At 71.8% G+C, this 15,016-nt stretch carries 17 protein-coding genes and 2 pseudogenes; 5 read left to right on the top strand and 14 right to left on the bottom strand.

Annotation, left to right across the window (positions count from 1 at the left end; all coding sequences use genetic code 11):
• Positions 1–386: 386 nt before the first annotated feature.
• Positions 387–632: pseudogene (locus Pflav_RS48315) on the bottom strand (winged helix-turn-helix transcriptional regulator); the annotation flags it as partial.
• A gap of 82 nt (positions 633–714) precedes the next feature.
• On the opposite strand from Pflav_RS48315, the gene Pflav_RS01035 reads away from it, so the two are divergent.
• Positions 715–1,365, top strand: coding sequence for a DUF899 domain-containing protein (locus Pflav_RS01035; RefSeq protein ID WP_173032986.1), 651 nt, complete (start codon positions 715–717; stop codon positions 1,363–1,365).
• A 16-nt stretch (positions 1,366–1,381) separates the two neighbouring features.
• Here the strand turns inward: Pflav_RS01035 and Pflav_RS01030 are convergent, their stop codons facing one another.
• Positions 1,382–2,479, bottom strand: coding sequence for a M20 family metallopeptidase (locus tag Pflav_RS01030; protein ID WP_173032984.1), 1,098 nt, complete (start codon positions 2,477–2,479; stop codon positions 1,382–1,384).
• A gap of 525 nt (positions 2,480–3,004) precedes the next feature.
• Here Pflav_RS01030 and Pflav_RS01025 point away from each other — a divergent pair.
• Positions 3,005–4,648, top strand: a complete 1,644-nt coding sequence (locus Pflav_RS01025; RefSeq protein WP_173032982.1) for a metallophosphoesterase — start codon at positions 3,005–3,007, stop codon at positions 4,646–4,648.
• A 71-nt stretch (positions 4,649–4,719) separates the two neighbouring features.
• Here Pflav_RS01025 and Pflav_RS01020 read toward each other — a convergent pair whose 3' ends face one another.
• From Pflav_RS01020 to Pflav_RS01010, 3 genes are read right to left on the bottom strand one after another with little or no spacing between them, the layout of a single operon-like run.
• Positions 4,720–5,331 carry a hypothetical protein gene (locus Pflav_RS01020; protein ID WP_173032980.1) on the bottom strand — a complete coding sequence of 204 codons (612 nt, stop codon included), beginning with the start codon at positions 5,329–5,331 and terminating at the stop codon, positions 4,720–4,722.
• Complete coding sequence (locus Pflav_RS01015) at positions 5,310–5,990, bottom strand: hypothetical protein (protein WP_173032978.1); 681 nt, start codon at positions 5,988–5,990, stop codon at positions 5,310–5,312. Before Pflav_RS01015 ends, Pflav_RS01020 begins: the two co-directional genes overlap by 22 nt.
• A complete protein-coding gene (locus Pflav_RS01010; protein ID WP_232070895.1) occupies positions 5,980–6,480 on the bottom strand; it encodes a SigE family RNA polymerase sigma factor in 501 nt (166 codons plus the stop codon). The genes Pflav_RS01015 and Pflav_RS01010 overlap by 11 nt, the downstream gene beginning before the upstream one ends.
• Positions 6,481–6,588: 108 nt before the next feature.
• Between Pflav_RS01010 and Pflav_RS01005 the strand changes: the two genes are divergently transcribed.
• Positions 6,589–8,256 (top strand): phospholipid carrier-dependent glycosyltransferase, encoded by a 1,668-nt coding sequence (locus tag Pflav_RS01005; protein WP_232070894.1) that lies wholly within the window; start codon positions 6,589–6,591, stop codon positions 8,254–8,256.
• Here the strand turns inward: Pflav_RS01005 and Pflav_RS01000 are convergent.
• The 3 genes from Pflav_RS01000 to Pflav_RS00990 are packed head-to-tail and all read right to left on the bottom strand — an operon-like array spanning position 8,237 to position 10,530.
• Positions 8,237–9,211, bottom strand: a complete 975-nt coding sequence (locus Pflav_RS01000) for an NAD(P)-dependent alcohol dehydrogenase (RefSeq protein ID WP_173032976.1) — start codon at positions 9,209–9,211, stop codon at positions 8,237–8,239. The genes Pflav_RS01005 and Pflav_RS01000 overlap by 20 nt on opposite strands.
• 33 nt (positions 9,212–9,244) lie before the next feature.
• The gene (locus Pflav_RS00995) at positions 9,245–10,198 is read right to left on the bottom strand and encodes a permease prefix domain 1-containing protein (RefSeq protein ID WP_173032974.1); all 954 of its coding nucleotides are present in this window, start codon (positions 10,196–10,198) and stop codon (positions 9,245–9,247) included.
• Positions 10,195–10,530, bottom strand: a complete 336-nt coding sequence (locus Pflav_RS00990; RefSeq protein WP_173032972.1) for a PadR family transcriptional regulator — start codon at positions 10,528–10,530, stop codon at positions 10,195–10,197. The genes Pflav_RS00995 and Pflav_RS00990 overlap by 4 nt, the downstream gene beginning before the upstream one ends.
• A gap of 121 nt (positions 10,531–10,651) precedes the next feature.
• Here Pflav_RS00990 and Pflav_RS00985 point away from each other — a divergent pair, with 121 nt between their 5' ends.
• Both Pflav_RS00985 and Pflav_RS00980 read left to right on the top strand, forming a co-directional pair.
• Positions 10,652–10,936: an ArsR/SmtB family transcription factor gene (locus tag Pflav_RS00985; protein WP_173032970.1), complete on the top strand. Its 285-nt coding sequence runs from the start codon at positions 10,652–10,654 to the stop codon at positions 10,934–10,936.
• Complete coding sequence (locus tag Pflav_RS00980; protein ID WP_173032968.1) at positions 10,918–11,307, top strand: VOC family protein; 390 nt, start codon at positions 10,918–10,920, stop codon at positions 11,305–11,307. Before Pflav_RS00985 ends, Pflav_RS00980 begins: the two co-directional genes overlap by 19 nt.
• 294 nt (positions 11,308–11,601) lie before the next feature.
• On the opposite strand, the pseudogene Pflav_RS00975 reads toward Pflav_RS00980, so the two are convergent.
• From Pflav_RS00975 to Pflav_RS48310, 6 genes and pseudogenes are all read right to left on the bottom strand, one after another.
• A pseudogene (locus Pflav_RS00975) lies at positions 11,602–11,943 on the bottom strand (SRPBCC domain-containing protein); the annotation flags it as partial.
• 89 nt (positions 11,944–12,032) lie between these two features.
• Positions 12,033–12,374: an ArsR/SmtB family transcription factor gene (locus Pflav_RS00970; protein WP_173032966.1), complete on the bottom strand. Its 342-nt coding sequence runs from the start codon at positions 12,372–12,374 to the stop codon at positions 12,033–12,035.
• A gap of 77 nt (positions 12,375–12,451) precedes the next feature.
• On the bottom strand, positions 12,452–12,940 hold the full coding sequence (locus Pflav_RS00965; protein ID WP_173032964.1) for a hypothetical protein: 489 nt from the start codon (positions 12,938–12,940) through the stop codon (positions 12,452–12,454).
• 3 nt (positions 12,941–12,943) lie between these two features.
• Complete coding sequence (locus Pflav_RS44580) at positions 12,944–14,200, bottom strand: phosphotransferase family protein (protein WP_173032962.1); 1,257 nt, start codon at positions 14,198–14,200, stop codon at positions 12,944–12,946.
• Between the two features lie 38 nt (positions 14,201–14,238).
• Positions 14,239–14,901, bottom strand: a complete 663-nt coding sequence (locus Pflav_RS44575) for a response regulator transcription factor (protein WP_173032960.1) — start codon at positions 14,899–14,901, stop codon at positions 14,239–14,241.
• On the bottom strand, positions 14,898–14,990 hold the full coding sequence (locus Pflav_RS48310; protein WP_415624367.1) for a hypothetical protein: 93 nt from the start codon (positions 14,988–14,990) through the stop codon (positions 14,898–14,900). Before Pflav_RS48310 ends, Pflav_RS44575 begins: the two co-directional genes overlap by 4 nt.
• Positions 14,991–15,016: the final 26 nt, after the last annotated feature.

The raw sequence follows: 15,016 nt of genomic DNA, 5'->3' as shown, positions 1-15,016 counted from the left end.
GCGTCGAGCAGGCGCTGCACCGCGTCGGCGTCACCGGTGACCGCCAGGCGGCCGGCCACCTGGGCCGCCGCCACCCGCTCGCCGGCGAGCAGCGCGCCGAAGGTCTCGCCGTCCGTCTCGACCCGGGCGTCGGGCTCGCCCCAGGCCTCGCCGCGGGCCACCTCGACAAGGCGGCCATCGAGCACCTTCAGCCGGTACGCACTCGGGCCGAGCCGGATCTCGAACGTGGCCGTCCACGGCTCGGACGCGCCCGGGTCGAAGAACGTGCCGAGGCTGAGCAGCCACGAGTCGGTGCCGACCGGTCCCTCGGGCGCGACGACCGGCGAACGGGCTCCCCACCGCCCCAGCGCGGCGACAACCGGCGCGAGCTCGGCGCCCCAGCTCGTCAGCTCATACACCCGGGCAGCCGACGGCGGCGGCAGCGTGCGGCGACGCACCACGCCCACCTCCTCCAGCTCGCGCAGCCGCTGGGCGAGGATCGTCGGCCCGGCTCCGGGCAGCCCGGCCTGGAGGTCGACGTAGCGCTTGGGGCCGAGCACCAGCTCGCGGACGACGAGCAGCGCCCACCGCTCGCCGACGAGGTTTAGCGCGTGCGCTACCGCACACCCATCCTGGTACGCCCGCCGGCCCATGCCTCGACGCCCTTCCCGCAGCTCCGCACCGCTGTCCTACAGATCTTTGACAACACACTACAGATAGTGAAGCATCAGGTCCATGACCAGACCACCGATCGTTTCGCCGGCCGAGTGGCAGGCAGCCCGTGACGCCCTGATGGCGAAGGAGAAGGCGGCCACCCGCGCGCTCGACGCGCTCGCCGCCGAGCGCCGGCGGCTGCCGATGACGCGCGTGGAGAAGGAGTACACCTTCGAGGGCCCGGGCGGCCCCGCTCAGCTCCAGGACCTGTTCGAGGGGCGCCGGCAGCTCGTCGTGTACCACTTCATGTGGCTCGACGACGGCTACTGCCGGGGCTGCGCAACCTTCACGGACAATGTCGGCCACCTGGCGCACCTCAACGCGCGGGACACCACGTTCGCCCTGGTGTCGCGCGGGCCGTTCGCCGACCTCGAGGCGCACCGCCAGCGGATGGGCTGGACCATCCCGATGTACTCGTCCGCCGGCACCACGTTCCACACCGACCACACCGGCGGCGAGGGCTTCGGGCTCAGCGTCTTCCTGCACGACGGCGACGACATCTTCCGCACCTACTACACGACCTCGCGCGGCGTCGACCGGCTGCGGTTCGACTTCAACGTGCTCGACCTGACGCCGTACGGGCGGCAGGAGGCCTGGGAGGACTCACCGGTGGGCTGGCCCCAGACCGAGCCGTACACGTGGTGGCGCCTGAACGACGAGTACGCCACCTGACCCCTCGGCGGGAGCTTTAGCGGGCCAGGCGGTGGAGGAAGTCGACCAAGGCGCGGTGGTAGGGCGCGATCGTGGAGATCTCGGCGTACTCGTGCGGGCCGTGCTGGCCGTGACCGCCCACGCCGAACGCGACCGCCGGGATGCCGCGCGCCGAGTAGAAGCGGCCGTCGCCCGCCCCGTGCTTGTAGAGGAACTCGCCGCCGTAGCCCTCCTCCCGCGCGGCGTCGCGCAGGTGGGCGATCTCCGGGCGGTCGTGGTCGGCGTGGTGCGGCGGGTCCACGTGGTCGACCGCGACGGTCACGCCGGGCTCGCAGAAGGCGGCCAGGTGGGCGGTGATCCGCTCCGCGTCGGCGCCGGCCCAGTCGGTGTCCTCGGTGGGGAAGCGGATGTCCAGCCAGGCCTCCGCTTCGGCCGGGATCTGGTTGAACGCGCGGTTGGGCGTTTCGATCCGGGCCAGGTTTACCGTGGTACGCCACGCCTCCTCGACCGGTACGGGGTAGCGCTCGGTGACCCGCTCGATCGTGCGGCCGAGCTTGAGCAGGGCGTTGTCGCCGAGCCACGGGTATGCGCCGTGACCACTGTGGCCCGTCGCGTGCAGGCGGACGTGCGCCACCCCCTTCGAGTCGGCCACGATGTCCAGCTTGCTGTGCTCACCGATCACCACGAACTCGCCGGTGACGCCCTGCTCCAGCTGGTACCGCGTGCCGTCGCGCCCGCCCACCTCCTCGTCGGCCACGAGCTGTAGCGCGAGCGGGTACGGCAGGGTCGCCGCGGTCTCCCGGAAGGCGAGCGCCTGGGCCAGCGCCGTGATCTTCATGTCCTGGGCGCCCCGCGCGTACAGCCGGTCGCCGTCCCGCCGTGGCTGGAACTGCTCAGGCGCAGCCGGCACGACGTCGAGGTGGGCGTTGAGCACCACCCGGAAGTCGCGCCGCTCGGGTCCATGGTGGACCAGGGCGCTGGGCACCCCGCTCGACTCGAACCACGCCACCTGGAAGCCAGGCCCGACGAAGTCGAGGACCAACTCCACGGCCCGGCGCAGCTCGGCTGGGCGATCCGCGGTGGACGGTACGGCCAACAGCTCTTCCGCGGCGGCGAGAAACCCATTCAACTCCACGGACCCATCGTGCCCGACGCCCAAAAGCCCAGACGCTCCATGCCAAGACAGAATCGAGCTACCGCGATGTTCGCGGTGGTCCGGACCGCCGCTCCCGCGGCCTCACCCTCCGCGCTTCACAACCCAGCCCGGCCCGGCCCCGAGGTTTGTGAACGTTTCCCGTTGCTGGAGCAGCAGGAAGCGTTCACAAAGGCTGGATCGCGAGCACATACCCGCGGGGACGGCGGTGCAGCGGACCGGGCCTGGTCTGCGGGCTGGGCGCATCGGTGCGCCCAGTTCCAGAGCCCCCGGGGCCGGCGGCCGCCGGCCTGGCCGAGTCCCAAAGGGAGCGGGTTGTGAAGCGCGGACGGTGAGGCCGTCGGAGCAGCGGCCTGGACCACGGCGGGCATCGCGGTAGCGCAGGAAGGCGTCGGCGGGCGACGTGCCTGACGGAGGATCATCATCCGGCCAGGGTCCGGCGTTCACCGGCGATTTGATCAAACTCGCCAGGGTGTGGCTACCCATACCCTCAGTTAGGGAGATGGCATGGCCAACCCTATTCCCAAGACCCGATTCCTGCTGGCTGCGGGCGCCGCGGCGCTCGTACTGCTGCCCACCGCGGCGGCCCAGGCCGGTGGCTCCGGACACGGTCCGTCCGGGCACCAGACGATCTGGCGCGGCGACTTCGACGGTGCCGGCGCCGCCTGGTCGGTGCAGACCGACGGCGCGGCGGCCAGTTGGCGCGGCTGGACCCTCACCCAGCGGGACGACTGGTTCACTGCCGCCGCGCCAGAGGGCGTCGGCTGCAACCCGGAGACCGACCGTCCGCTGGACCAGCGCTGCTTCCTCGACGGGCGCCAGCAGTTCTCGCGTTCCCGCGGCGTGATCGCGGTCGCCGACAACGGCGTCGCGGCGGCCAAGGGCGCGGTCGTCGACGGCGGCAACCCGGTCAACAGCACGCTTGTCAGCCCGGGCGTGCCGGTCGGCGGCAAGCGGGCCGTCGAGCTCGTCTTCTCCTCGCACTACCGCCAGGCGCACAAGGCTGTCGGCCGGGTGACCGTGGCCTTCGACGGTGGGGCGGAGCAGGAGATCCTGCGCTACTCCGCGGCCCGCGTCAGCGCGAACGGTGGCGGTGACGTCATCTCCGGCCAGGAGGTCATCCGGGTCGACGTTCCGTCGCGGGCGCGCACCGCCGTGTTCCGCTTCGCGTACAGCAACAACCGCCCGCAGATGTTCTGGGCGGTCGACGACGTGGTGGTCCGCACGCCGCTCCCGGCGCTGTCCCGTGGCGCCAAGCCGGTCACCTTCCAGGTGCTCAGCGACATCCAGGTGGAGGGGCTGCCGTACACCGACGGCGCGCTCGACCTGCTGCACCGCCAGGCGCCCAACGCGAAGGGCCTCATCTTCGTCGGCGACATCATCTCCGGGCCGCGCGAGGCGACCCAGGAGCAGCAGGTCGCGGAGTACGCCCAGGTGAGCGAGGCGTTCGCCGGACACAAGCTGCCGCCCGTGTACCCGGCGATCGGTAACCACGACGTGCGCAGCCGTGTGCTGACCATGGAACAGCAGATCGGCAACTACGTCACCTGGGCGAACCAGTGGGGCGCGAACATCACCAAGACGTACTACGAGAAGGTCATCGGCGGTGTGCCGCTGATCGTGCTCGGCCCCGAGGCCGGCGTCGCCGAGGATGAGAAGAACGACATCAGCGACGCGCAGATGGCGTTCCTGAGCCAGCGGCTCGCGTACTGGTCCACGAAGGGCAAGCAGGTGCTGGTGCAGCGCCACTACCCGTTCGAGTGGACGGTCTCCGGCACGTACGGCAACTTCTACGAGAACGGCCCGCGCGAGTTCGACATCGAGAAGATCATCGGCAAGTACCCGAACGTTATCTACCTGAGCGGGCACACGCACTGGTCCCCGTACCGTCGGGACTGGGCCGCGCAGGTGGTCGTGGACGGCGGTCACAAGGACGGCTACACGGCGATCAACACGGGCGCGCTGGCGATGGAGTTCATGCCCAGCCCGGACGACCCGTGGGACGAGGACTCGGCGACCGACCGGCCTGAGTCGCCGGGCGTGCTGACCGTCTCCGTGTACGAGGACCGCACGGTGGTACGCGCCTTCGACGTGCTCACCGGCGAGCAGATCAACGAGATCGAGGTTGCCAACCCGGCGCCCCGCCGCTGATCACCGCCACTCCGGCCCCGCCCGTCAGTCCGTCGGGCGGGGCCGGACCCCGGCTCACCACAAACCGCTACTCACCACAACCGCTTCAGGTCCAGCATCATCGGCGTGCCGTCCTGGGTCAGCCACACGCGTATCGGGCCGCCCTCGCCCCAGTCGCCGAAGTTGCTGAAGGCCGGATCAAAGGCGCCGATCCGGTCCCCCGGCGTCCCTTGCTGCTTGATCTCCGCGGCCCGGCCGCTGCCCCGGTCCCAGACGATCTGCCGTTGGCCGAGTTGGCCGGTCGCGAGCCGTCCCTCAAGGCCCGGCGAGAGGCTGCCCATCTGTTTCAGATCGACGTAGTCGCCACCGTCGAGGTCCTGGATCGCGGCGGAATTGGCGACGTTCCAGCCGGTGCACCAATCAGGTCCGCAATAGACGGACGAGACCATCTCGTCGTTGGACTTCCATTGCAGCCGGCGCCCGGTGGCGACCTCCACGATCGTGCCGGCGCGCTCGGCCACGCCGCCGAAGGGTGACCCGCCGTACTGCGACGTGATCCACCCGGGGATGGTGGAGAGCCAGTAACCGCGCGAGCCCGGCACGTCGCCGACCTTCCCGTCGCGCAGCGACAGCCGCTTGATGACGGCAGCGTCCTTGCCCTCCGCCACGTACTCCTCCCAGATCAGCGCGTCGCCGGCCAGCACACCGCGCTGCTGGACCGCGCTGTGCGGGAGGTCGGCCAGCTTGGTCGCCGCGCCCCGGCCAGCGGTGCCGTCCACGCCTCGCGGACCTCCTTGCCCGCTCGCCGTCCTGTCACGAACCAGACCACCCGATCGCCGGCGACCAGGGCCGTCGTGACCTTTGGCGCGGCCAGGCCGTCGGAGATGGACGGGGTGGCCGCTCGGCGTACCGCCGCGGTGTCCGGGTTGAAGAACAGTGGACCCGCCTCGCGACCCTGCGAGATGACCAGCAGGTCGTCGCCGTCCATCGTGTCCGTGATGCGGTAGAACGACCCGTCGGGAAGCTTGATCGGCAGCCGGCGTACCGCGTCCGGCCACACCACCTCCGGCCCCGGGAGCTGCGTGAAGTCCGGGATCCGGTCGGGTGAGTACACCGGCGCGAGCCCGTAGTGGGTCTCGCTCCGGGTCACGGCGACCGCGGTCACCGTGCCGCAGACCACGACGGCGACCGCGGCCGCCACGGCGTGGACGACCCATCCGGGCCGCCGTCGAGGCCGGGCCGCGGCTTCCGCGCGGCCCACGATGCGGGCCAGGTCCGGCGGGGGTACGTCCTGTGCGGCGATGTGTGCCCGGACGGCGGCCCGCACCCGCTCGTCCCGGTCGCCCTGTGGCTCAGTTCTCATCGAGATGCTCCCTCAGCGTGGCGAGCGCGCGGTGCAGCAGCGACTTGACCGTGCCGGGGCGGCAGCCGAGCGCCTCGGCGATGGCCAGCTCGGGCAGGTCGAGGTAGAAGCGGAGGAAGACCGCCGCGCGCTGGCGGCTGCTCAGCGCCAGCAGCGCCTGGCGCACCGCCGTGCCGTCCTCGGCGGACGGTGCCGACTCGGCGGGTGAGCCGCGCGCCACGTGCCGGCGGGCCACCACGAGGCGCCGCCACCATGACCGGGACCGGTTGACCACCACCGTGTGCAGCCAGTTCTCCGGGTCACGGACCGTGGCCCAGCGCCGGTACAGCTCGACGAACGCCTCCTGCACGATGTCCTCGGCCGCCGCCATGCTGTCGGTGATCACGTACGCCAGCCGGATCATGCCGTCGTAGTGCGCCCGATACGCCGCGCCGAAGTCGTCCAAGGCGCTCCCGCCCGTCTTGGGCTCCTTTATCGCAGACCGCGTCACGCTACCTGGTCGCGCCGGACCCCCGATCGGTTCCGTCCCCTTCGATCGGGGTCCCGTTGAACAAATGCCGCTGACCCGCCCGTGTCTCTGTTCAGGGGAGTGTGAACTGTGACGGTGACGAAGGTGGCGACACCGCCCGCGCCGGCGACCGGTCCCGCAGGGGGTCGGGCGGCGGTGCTGGCGCGCCACCGGCGGTGGCTGTACCCGCTGGTGGTGGCCATCATCCTCGGCCAGATGGCGGTCGCGATGCTGACGACGGCCGTCCAGCAGACCCCGACGATCGACGAGCCGGTCTACGTCGGCACGGCCGTCTGGCAGCTACAGGAGCACAGCCTCCGGTACAACCCGGAGCACCCGCCGCTCGGCAAGCTGCTGATCGGCGCCGGGCTGGCGTTCTCCGGTGCCGAGGTCGACCCGGGCTTCGAGGACGAGCAGAGCGTGCTCGGCCGGCGCCTGCTGTACGAGTCCGGCTACGACCCGTGGCGCCTGATGCTCTTCGCCCGCCTGCCGGTGATTCTGCTGACGCTGCTCTTCGGGCTGGTGGTGCTGGCGTTCGCCCGGGACGTGACCGGGAGGTTCGGCGGGCTTGTCGCGCTCGGCCTCTACGCCTTCTCGCCCGACGTCATCACGCACGGCTCCCTCGCCACCCTCGACCTGCCCGTGGCGGGTTTCCTGCTCACCTCGGCGTGGCTGGCGTGGCGGGCGCGGCAGCGCCCCAGGCTCTACATGCCCCTCGCAGGGCTGGCACTCGGGGCGGCTCTCGCTACGAAAATGAGTGCCCTCCCGGCCGTACCATTGCTGCTTTTGCTGATCTTGCTGTCGGTGTGGTCCGCGAGCGGGCGGACCTGGCGTGGCGCGGCCTGGGGGGTGGCCGCCGCGACCGGCGCGGCGGTCCTCGCGGTGGCCGTGGTGTGGGGGTCCTACCTGGCCGTCGACCCCCGGCTGGAGTGGGTGACGCCGCCGGACGTGCCGGCCGTCGGCGGGTGGCGCGGGCTTGTGGCGCGGCTGGTGCCGTTCCCAGCGCCGTACGGGGACGGGCTGCGGATGCAGTTCGGCTTCGAGGACGGGCTGTGGGGCGGCTTCCTCTTCGGCCAGCTGTACGACGGCGGCCGCTGGTACTACCTGCCGGCCGCGCTGCTGGTGAAGTCGCCGCTCGGCGCGATCGCGCTGTGGCTGGCCGGCACGGTCGCGCTCCTCGCGATGCCCCGGCTGCGGCCGGCCGCGCCGTACGTGCTGGCGCCGGTCGCCGTGCTGCTCGGCGTGGCGATGACCGGAACCCGCAACTTCGGCATCCGGTACGTGCTGGTGGTGCCGCTCTTCCTCGCCGTCGCGGCCGCCGCGGTGACCGTGGTGCGGTGGCGGTGGGTGCGGGCCGCCGCGGTGGTGCTGGTGCTCTTCGTGGCGGTGAGCTCGCTGCGCACGTTCCCGTACTACCTGCCCTACTCGAACGAGGCCTTCGGCGGGCCGGCCCGCACCCACGAGCGCCTGCACGACTCCAATGTGGACTGGGGGCAGGACCTGGGGCGGCTGGCCGACCGGCTGCGTTCACGCTATGCCGGCGAGCGGGTGTGGCTTGTCTACAAGGGAAGCGGCGTGCCGTCGTGGTACGGCATCGAGTCGTCCGACCCGCTGACCGTGCCGGCGGGCGAGGTGCACGGACTGCTCGTCGTCTCGGACAGCGCGGTCGCAAAGGCCATCGGCCCGCTCGCGGAACTGATCCGCGCGAGCGAGCCGATCGACTCAGTGGGGCACTCGATCACCATCTACCGACGCTGAGCACGAACTTGCCGCTCGCGTGGTGCCGCTCGATGTGGCGGATGGCGTCGGCGGTCTCGCTCAGCGGGCACGTCTGCTCGATGACCGGGTCGAGCTTGCCGGCCGCGACCATCTCGCCCAGCTCGGCCAGCTCGTCGGCCTTCGGCGTGGCGACCAGCGGGCGCAGCCTGTGCGACACGAACGGCGCCTTCGCCATCATGCCCACCAGGCGTGGCATCGGGCCGAGCAGCTTGCCACCACCGCCGAACGACGCGATGTACGTGCCCTTGGGTGCGAGCACCCGGCGCATCGCGGCGAGCGGCTTGTCCCCCACCAGGTCGAACACCACATCGAACCGTGCCTCGCCGAGCGTCACGTCCCCGGTCGTGTAGTCGACGACGGTGTCCGCGCCGAGCGAGCGCACCAGGTCGGCGTTGCGCCCGCCGCACGTACCGGTGACGTGCGCCCCGAGCCCCTTGGCGAGCTGCACCGCGAACGTGCCCACCCCGCCGGACGCCCCGTTGACCAGCAGTCGCGTGTCCGCACCGACCTCGCCGAGCCGGATGCCCTGTAGCGCGGTGTTGGCCGCGACCGGCAGCGTGGCCGCCTGCTCGAACGACACCTCGACCGGCTTGGTGGCGAGGTGCTTCTCCTTCGCCACCGTGTACTCCGCGAAGCCCTTCTGGCTGACCTCGCCGAACACGTCATCGCCCGGCTGGAAGCTGGTCACGCCCGCCCCGACCGCCTCGACTGTGCCGGCGATCGCCCGGCCGAGGACCCTCGCCCGCGGCCGGCGCAGCCCCATCGCCAGCCGGATCGCGCCGGGCTCGCCGCGCATCACCGCGCGGTCGCCGAAGTTGAGGGAGGCGGTGCGCACCCGGACGAGCACCTGGCCGGCGCCTGCGGTGGGCTTCTCCACATCGGTGTACCGCAGGACCTCGGGCGGCCCGTACCGGTCGTAGACAATCGCCTTCATCGCTACCTCGTCTCCATCCAGCGTTTGCGGTAGTCAGCGCTTGCGGTAGTCGCGAAGGCCGGTGAACACGGCACTGATCAGCGAGGCGATGCACACGGCGACGACGACCCCGTTGATCCACGTGCGCACCCCGGACGACCAGCCGGCCGCCTCGACGAACGCGGGGTTGAGGATGTGGTCGTTCGTGGCGATCCAGATGAGCGTGAGCCCGGTGGCGACGTCGGCGGCCGCCCGCCCGATCGCCAAGGGCGCGGAGGCGCGCGCGTAGTACCTGGTGAAGGCCATGCTCAGGCTGGTGATGAGGAGCCCGACGAAGATGTAGATCACCCTGGTGTCCCACAGCCAGGGGTCGAGCGCCCCGATCGGGTCGCCGCTGGCGTCCGTCTCGAAACGGAGCATCGGAGACAGCAGGATCAGTGCGGTGAAGAGCACCGTCGCCACGGTCTCGGCGATCAGCTCGGCGTAGCGCGTGCGGCGGGCCGTCGGCTCGGGCAACGCCGTCGGGGTCCACCGCCGGGCCGGCAGCTTCGCCGACGGGACCCGCTCGATGACCGCGAAGAGAAGCGTGGTCCAGAAGGTCACGTGGAGGGCGGCGGTGAGCGCCGCGCCGACCGCGTCACCGGCCACGGACGAGGCGCCGTCGCCGTCGACCGCGCGGAGGAGACCGACCACCGCGGCCACGGCGGGCACGACGGTGATGAGCAGCGCGCTCAGCAGGCGGGTGTAGTCGAGGAAGAGGGCCGGGCCGATGAGGTGCAGCGGGCGGTCCGCGTAGCCGGCGGCCAGCCGGGCCGGGTCGCCCAGGTCGGTGAGGACCGCCACCTCGGCCTCCGCCGGATCGGCGCCAGCTTCGAGCCGGTCGTCCACCGCGTCGGCGATGGAGGTACGCAACTCGCGCTCGATGTCGGGCCGCTGCCTGCTCGGCACGCGGCGGAGGATGGCCTCGATGTAGCGGTCGGTGAGGGAGGTGGTCGCAGTGGCAGTCATGACTCGCCCTTCAGGGTGCGGAACGCGGCGTGCAGCTCGTCCCAGTCGCGGCTCAGCGTGTCGGCAAGCTCCCCGCCCAGGTCACTGGTGCGGTAGAACTTCCGCGGCCGGGACTCGTCGGTGTTCCAGTCGCTGGTGAGCAGGCCCTGCTTCTCCAGCCGGCGCAGCAGTGGATACAGCGTGTTGGCGTCGACGGCGAAACCGCTCCGCTCGAGCAGGTCGAGCAGCGCGTAGCCGTAGTTGGGCTTGCGCAGGATCAGCAGACAGGCGAGCACGACGGTGCCGCGCCGCAGCTCCTGCTGGTGCGTCGAAAGCAATTCATCGTCGAGCATGCATCACACGATACTGTGCGTCGCACAGCATTGCAAGACGCACATGGTTGTTCCCCGTTACAGCAGTGTGCTGGGCCAGCTGCCTTGACATGCAAGTAGCAGCTTGCATATCGTTCCGGCAGTGGGCGACGTGTACAAGGCACTCGCGGACCCCACCCGGCGTGCCATCCTCGACGAGCTGCGGGATCGCGCTGGCCAGACGCTGTTCGAGCTGTGCACCCGCCTGCTGGGCAAGGGGTTCACCTCGTCGCGTCAGGCCATCTCGCAGCATCTCGCGGTGCTGGAGGACGCTGGGCTGGTAGTGATCCGGCGGGAGGGCAGATACATCTTCATCGACCTTGACACGTCCCCTCTCCAGCAGATCTACGAGAGATGGGGCATCGGGCCGTGCGCATCGGACACATGAGCATCTTTGTCGACGACCAGGAGAAGGCGCTGGCGTTCTACACCGGCGTGCTTGGCTTCGTGAAGAAGACCGACTTCCCGGCGGGAGAGCACCGGTGGCTGACCGTGGTCTCTCCCGAGGAGCCGGGCGGCGTGGAGCTGGTCCTCGAGCCCGACGAGCACCCGGCGGCGGCAAGCTTCAAGCAGGCCCTGGTGGCGGACGGGATCCCGTTCACCGTCTTCGGTGTGAAGGACGTGCGGGCCGAGTTCGAGCGGCTGCGGGCCCTCGGCGTGACCTTCACCCAGGAGCCGCTGACGATGGGCCCCATGACGACCGCGGTCTTCGACGACACGTGCGGCAACCTCCTCCAGATCGCGGCGCAGGAGGCATAGTCGCCGCCGCTGTGCGGTCCGAGGGTGCGCGGCGCGGTCGGCGCTGCCCACCCTCGGATCTGGATCGGCGTCAGCCGCGCCAGGCCTTGACCACCTCGTCCCACTCCTTGCCGGCCAGCTCCCACAGCCGCTGGGCCTCCGGGGACAGGTCGCTGGGCGAGTCGTCCTCCGCCAGCTCGCCGCGCAGGTAGCTGTCCAGGCGGCTGAGGGCGTGGTCCCAGCCGGGCGCGAACTGGCCCAGCCCGCGGCCCAGGTCTCGTCGTCGAAGGGCAGCACGGCGGAGTGCGTCAGCCGCACCTCGGTGGCGTCGTCCCCCTCGGCCGACAGCCGCACCTCGAGGTCCGTCGACCCGCCGCCGAACTCCCAGGTCACGACCAGCAGGCTCGGCTGCTCGCAGCGCCGGATCTCGCCGCCGGCGTTGCCCTCCAGCTGGTACTTGCCGCCGACGCGAAGGTCCCCACTGATCGGGTAGAACCACCGCTCGAGCCGGGTCGGGTCGGTGATCGCGTCCCAGACGTCCTCGACGGGCGCGGCGAAGGACCGGCGCAGCAGCACGGTGCGGGAGCGACCCGCGTCGGTGTCCTCGGCGCTCACCTCGCGGTGCACGGTCTTCAGCCAACCTGCGGTGTCGGTCATGACTCCTGGATCCTTTCCTGGCGGATGGATGCCCCGGCGGGGCCGGAGCGGAGTCACCATATCAAACCCACGACTTATATAAGCACCCTCTAAGTTTCTCCGGCGGAGCGGCGGGCCCGCTTGCCCCGCGCCAGCTCGGTCGCCAGCGCGTCGAGCCGCTGGCTCCAGAACCCGCGGAACCGCTCCAGCCACTCGTCCACCTCGCGCAGCGGCCCGGGCTCGACCGCGTACAGCCGGCGGGTGCCCTCGGGCCGGACCGACGCGAACCCGCTGTCCCGCAACACGCGCAGGTGCTGCGAGACAGCGGGCTGGGAGATCCCGAACTCGGCCTGGATGACCTCGGTGACCGCCCCGGAGGTCTGCTCGCCGTCGGCGAGCAGCTCCAGGATGCGGCGCCGCACCGGGTCACCCAGAACGTCGAACGCGTGCACGGGTTCAATATAGCCGGACCTTATATAAGGCAAAGCTGTATATGAGCCGAAGCTTCAGAAGCCCGGCGCCGTACCCGTCAGTCGCCGGAGTCGGCCGAGCCGCCCGAGTCGGCGGAGTCGTCGCCGTGGTACCGCCGGGGTGCGGGCGAGTCTCCGGAGTCGTCGCCACCGCCACGGCGGGCCACCGGCGAGTCGGCGGAGTCGGCGGCGGGCTTGGCCTTCGCCGGCTTGCGCACGGCGGCCGGCGAGTCGTTGGCGGACTCGGCGCCGCTGTCGGCGGACTCCGGCGACGGGTCCGTCCACTTCGGATCTCCCGGGCTGTCGGACGCCGAGCCGGCCGAGTCGAACGGTGACTCGCCCGCGCTGTCGAGCGACTCCGCCGAGTCCTCCGCGTCGGCCGCGCCGGCCGTACCCCCGTCCAGCTGCTGGCTGTCCAGCTCGATCGGCTGGATCCGGTCGTTGAGCTGGATGCCGCCGCTGGCGGCGGCCGCGCCCGCGACGCCGGCCAGGACGGCGGCGACGCCGGCTCCGGCGACTGCGATCCGCCAGGGTCGTGATACGCGCATCTGTCACTCCTCCTTCTGGGTGTTGCTTCCAGCCTCTGCCCGCGCGGTGAGACGGGGATGGTGCCACGATGAGGAGTCCTTCATGGACCGTGCGCTGGCCAGCCAGCGCTCGGCGAGGGCGAGGCGGCGGCGGGTGGCGGTCGGCCAGTCCGGCTCCTGTACGCGATGCGGGCCGGTCGCCAGCGACAGCACCACCGCGGCGACCCGGTAGCGCAGGTCCGCCGGGTCCACCACCCGCTCGAACGCGCCGAGGTACCGGGCACCGAGCCGGTTGATGGCTGTGGCCCGTGGCGGGTAGAGGTCGGCGAGCACGTACAGGTGGCCGAGCACGCAGGCGAGGTCGTCGAGGCGCTCCCCCGGCCCGGCGGTGTCGATGTCGAGCAGCCCGGTGACCCGTTCGCCGGCGACGAGCAGCTGGGCCTCGTAGAGGTCGCCGTGCACCGGTACTATCTCGCCGCGCCCGCCCTCCGCGCGGATCGCCGAGGCGATCGCCGCCGCCTGCTCGGCCGACGAAGGCAGTGCCGCGCCCACCACGGCCGCGTAGTGCGGCGCCTTCTCCGCCCAGCTGCGCCGCCGCCGGCCACGGGCCAGCTCCGCGGGCAGCTGATCCAGCAGCGCGAGTACGGCGGACGCCGGTGGCAGCACCGGAAACCCGTACCGCAGTGCCTCCCGCAGGGTGCGGCCGGGAAGCGCCTGGAGCACCAGCAGCCCGTCGGGCGTGTGGCCGAGGCTTGGCGCGGCGGGCACGCCGGCACCGACAAGCATCCGATGCCGCTCGTGCAGCCGCCGTACGCGGTCGGGGCGCACCACCTTGAGGAAGAGCCGACCCCGCTCCCCCACCGCCTCGATGATCGCCCGGCGGCGTGGCCGGTACGCGCGCAGCGCCAGCCGCACCGGCCCGCCGCCGAGGTCGAACCCGTCGAGCAGCGCCGCGACGGCGGTCTCGTCCGCGGCCGTGGCGAGCGCGGGCAGGTCCGGGTCGTGCGGGTACCGCCACACGCCGACCCGCTCCTGCCCGTCGTCGAGCACCGCCGCGCCGGCCGGGATGCGCCCGGTGCAGGCGGCCAACCGCTCGTCCGTGTCCCGCCCGTCCGGCCAGCGCACGCGCACGTCGTACGCGGCGGTGCAACCCCGGCCGGGCTGCTGGTCCACCTGGCGGGCCCGCCAGGCGAGCAGGCGGCCGGGGCGTACGGCAACACCGAGCAGGTCGCCGGCGTCCGGGCCGGTGAGCAGGTGCGACATGAGCACACCCTCCAGCACCGTCGTAAGTGGACGGTGAGCCGTGGGTGAGAGTCCTCTTAGGGCTCGCGCAGCCGGTATCCCACGCCCCGCACGGTGTGGATGAGCTCCTGGCCGAGCTTGCGGCGCAGGTATCCAATGTAGACGTCCACGACGTTGGAGCTGGGGTCGTGCGCGAGCCCCCACACCCGGTCGAGCAACTGCTCGCGGCTGAGCACCTGGCCGGGGTGGCGCATCAGCGTCTCGGCGAGCAGAAACTCGCGGGCGGTCAGCTCGACCGGCTGCCCGTCGGCGGTGACGGTACGGCGTACCAGGTCCATCACCACCGCCCCGGCGCGCAGCGTGGTCGGGGTGTCCCGGCCGCGGTCGCGCAGCCGGGCCCGGAGCCGGGCGAGCAGCTCCTCGAAGCTGAACGGCTTGGTCATGTAGTCGTCGGCGCCCTGGTCCAGCCCGGTGACCCGGTCCGGCACGGCGTCCCGCGCGGTCAGCACGATCACCGGGAGGCGCTCGCCCCGGGCCCGGATCTGGGCTAGCACCGAGAGTCCGTCCTGGCCGGGCAGCCCGAGGTCGAGGATGAGCGCGTCGAAGTCGGCGCTGCGCGCGTAGGCGGCCGCGTCCACACCGGTCTCGACGACCGTGGTGACGTACCCCGCGGCGCGCAGCCCCTTGGTCAGGAACGAGGCGATCCGCGGCTCGTCCTCGGCGATGAGGATGCGGTTCATCGTGCTGGCGCCGGCAGTACGAGCGTGAACGTCGCACCCGCGCCCGGCACGCTGTCCACCGCGACCGCGCCCCGGTGGGCCTGGGCGATGGCCGCGACGATCGCCAGGCCGAGAC

The organism is Phytohabitans flavus (assembly GCF_011764545.1).
GTDB lineage: Bacteria > Actinomycetota > Actinomycetes > Mycobacteriales > Micromonosporaceae > Phytohabitans > Phytohabitans flavus.
This window is presented reverse-complemented; position numbering and strand designations above follow the sequence as displayed.

Coding starts and splice junctions, on each gene's coding strand:
- Pflav_RS00995 (WP_173032974.1), bottom strand. CDS start 10,198: ATGACTGCCACTGCGACCACCTCCCTCACCGACCGCTACATCGAGGCC.
- Pflav_RS01015 (WP_173032978.1), bottom strand. CDS start 5,990: ATGAGAACTGAGCCACAGGGCGACCGGGACGAGCGGGTGCGGGCCGCC.
- Pflav_RS01035 (WP_173032986.1), top strand. CDS start 715: ATGACCAGACCACCGATCGTTTCGCCGGCCGAGTGGCAGGCAGCCCGT.
- Pflav_RS01025 (WP_173032982.1), top strand. CDS start 3,005: ATGGCCAACCCTATTCCCAAGACCCGATTCCTGCTGGCTGCGGGCGCC.
- Pflav_RS00965 (WP_173032964.1), bottom strand. CDS start 12,940: ATGCGCGTATCACGACCCTGGCGGATCGCAGTCGCCGGAGCCGGCGTC.
- Pflav_RS00990 (WP_173032972.1), bottom strand. CDS start 10,530: ATGCTCGACGATGAATTGCTTTCGACGCACCAGCAGGAGCTGCGGCGC.
- Pflav_RS01000 (WP_173032976.1), bottom strand. CDS start 9,211: ATGAAGGCGATTGTCTACGACCGGTACGGGCCGCCCGAGGTCCTGCGG.
- Pflav_RS44575 (WP_173032960.1), bottom strand. CDS start 14,901: ATGAACCGCATCCTCATCGCCGAGGACGAGCCGCGGATCGCCTCGTTC.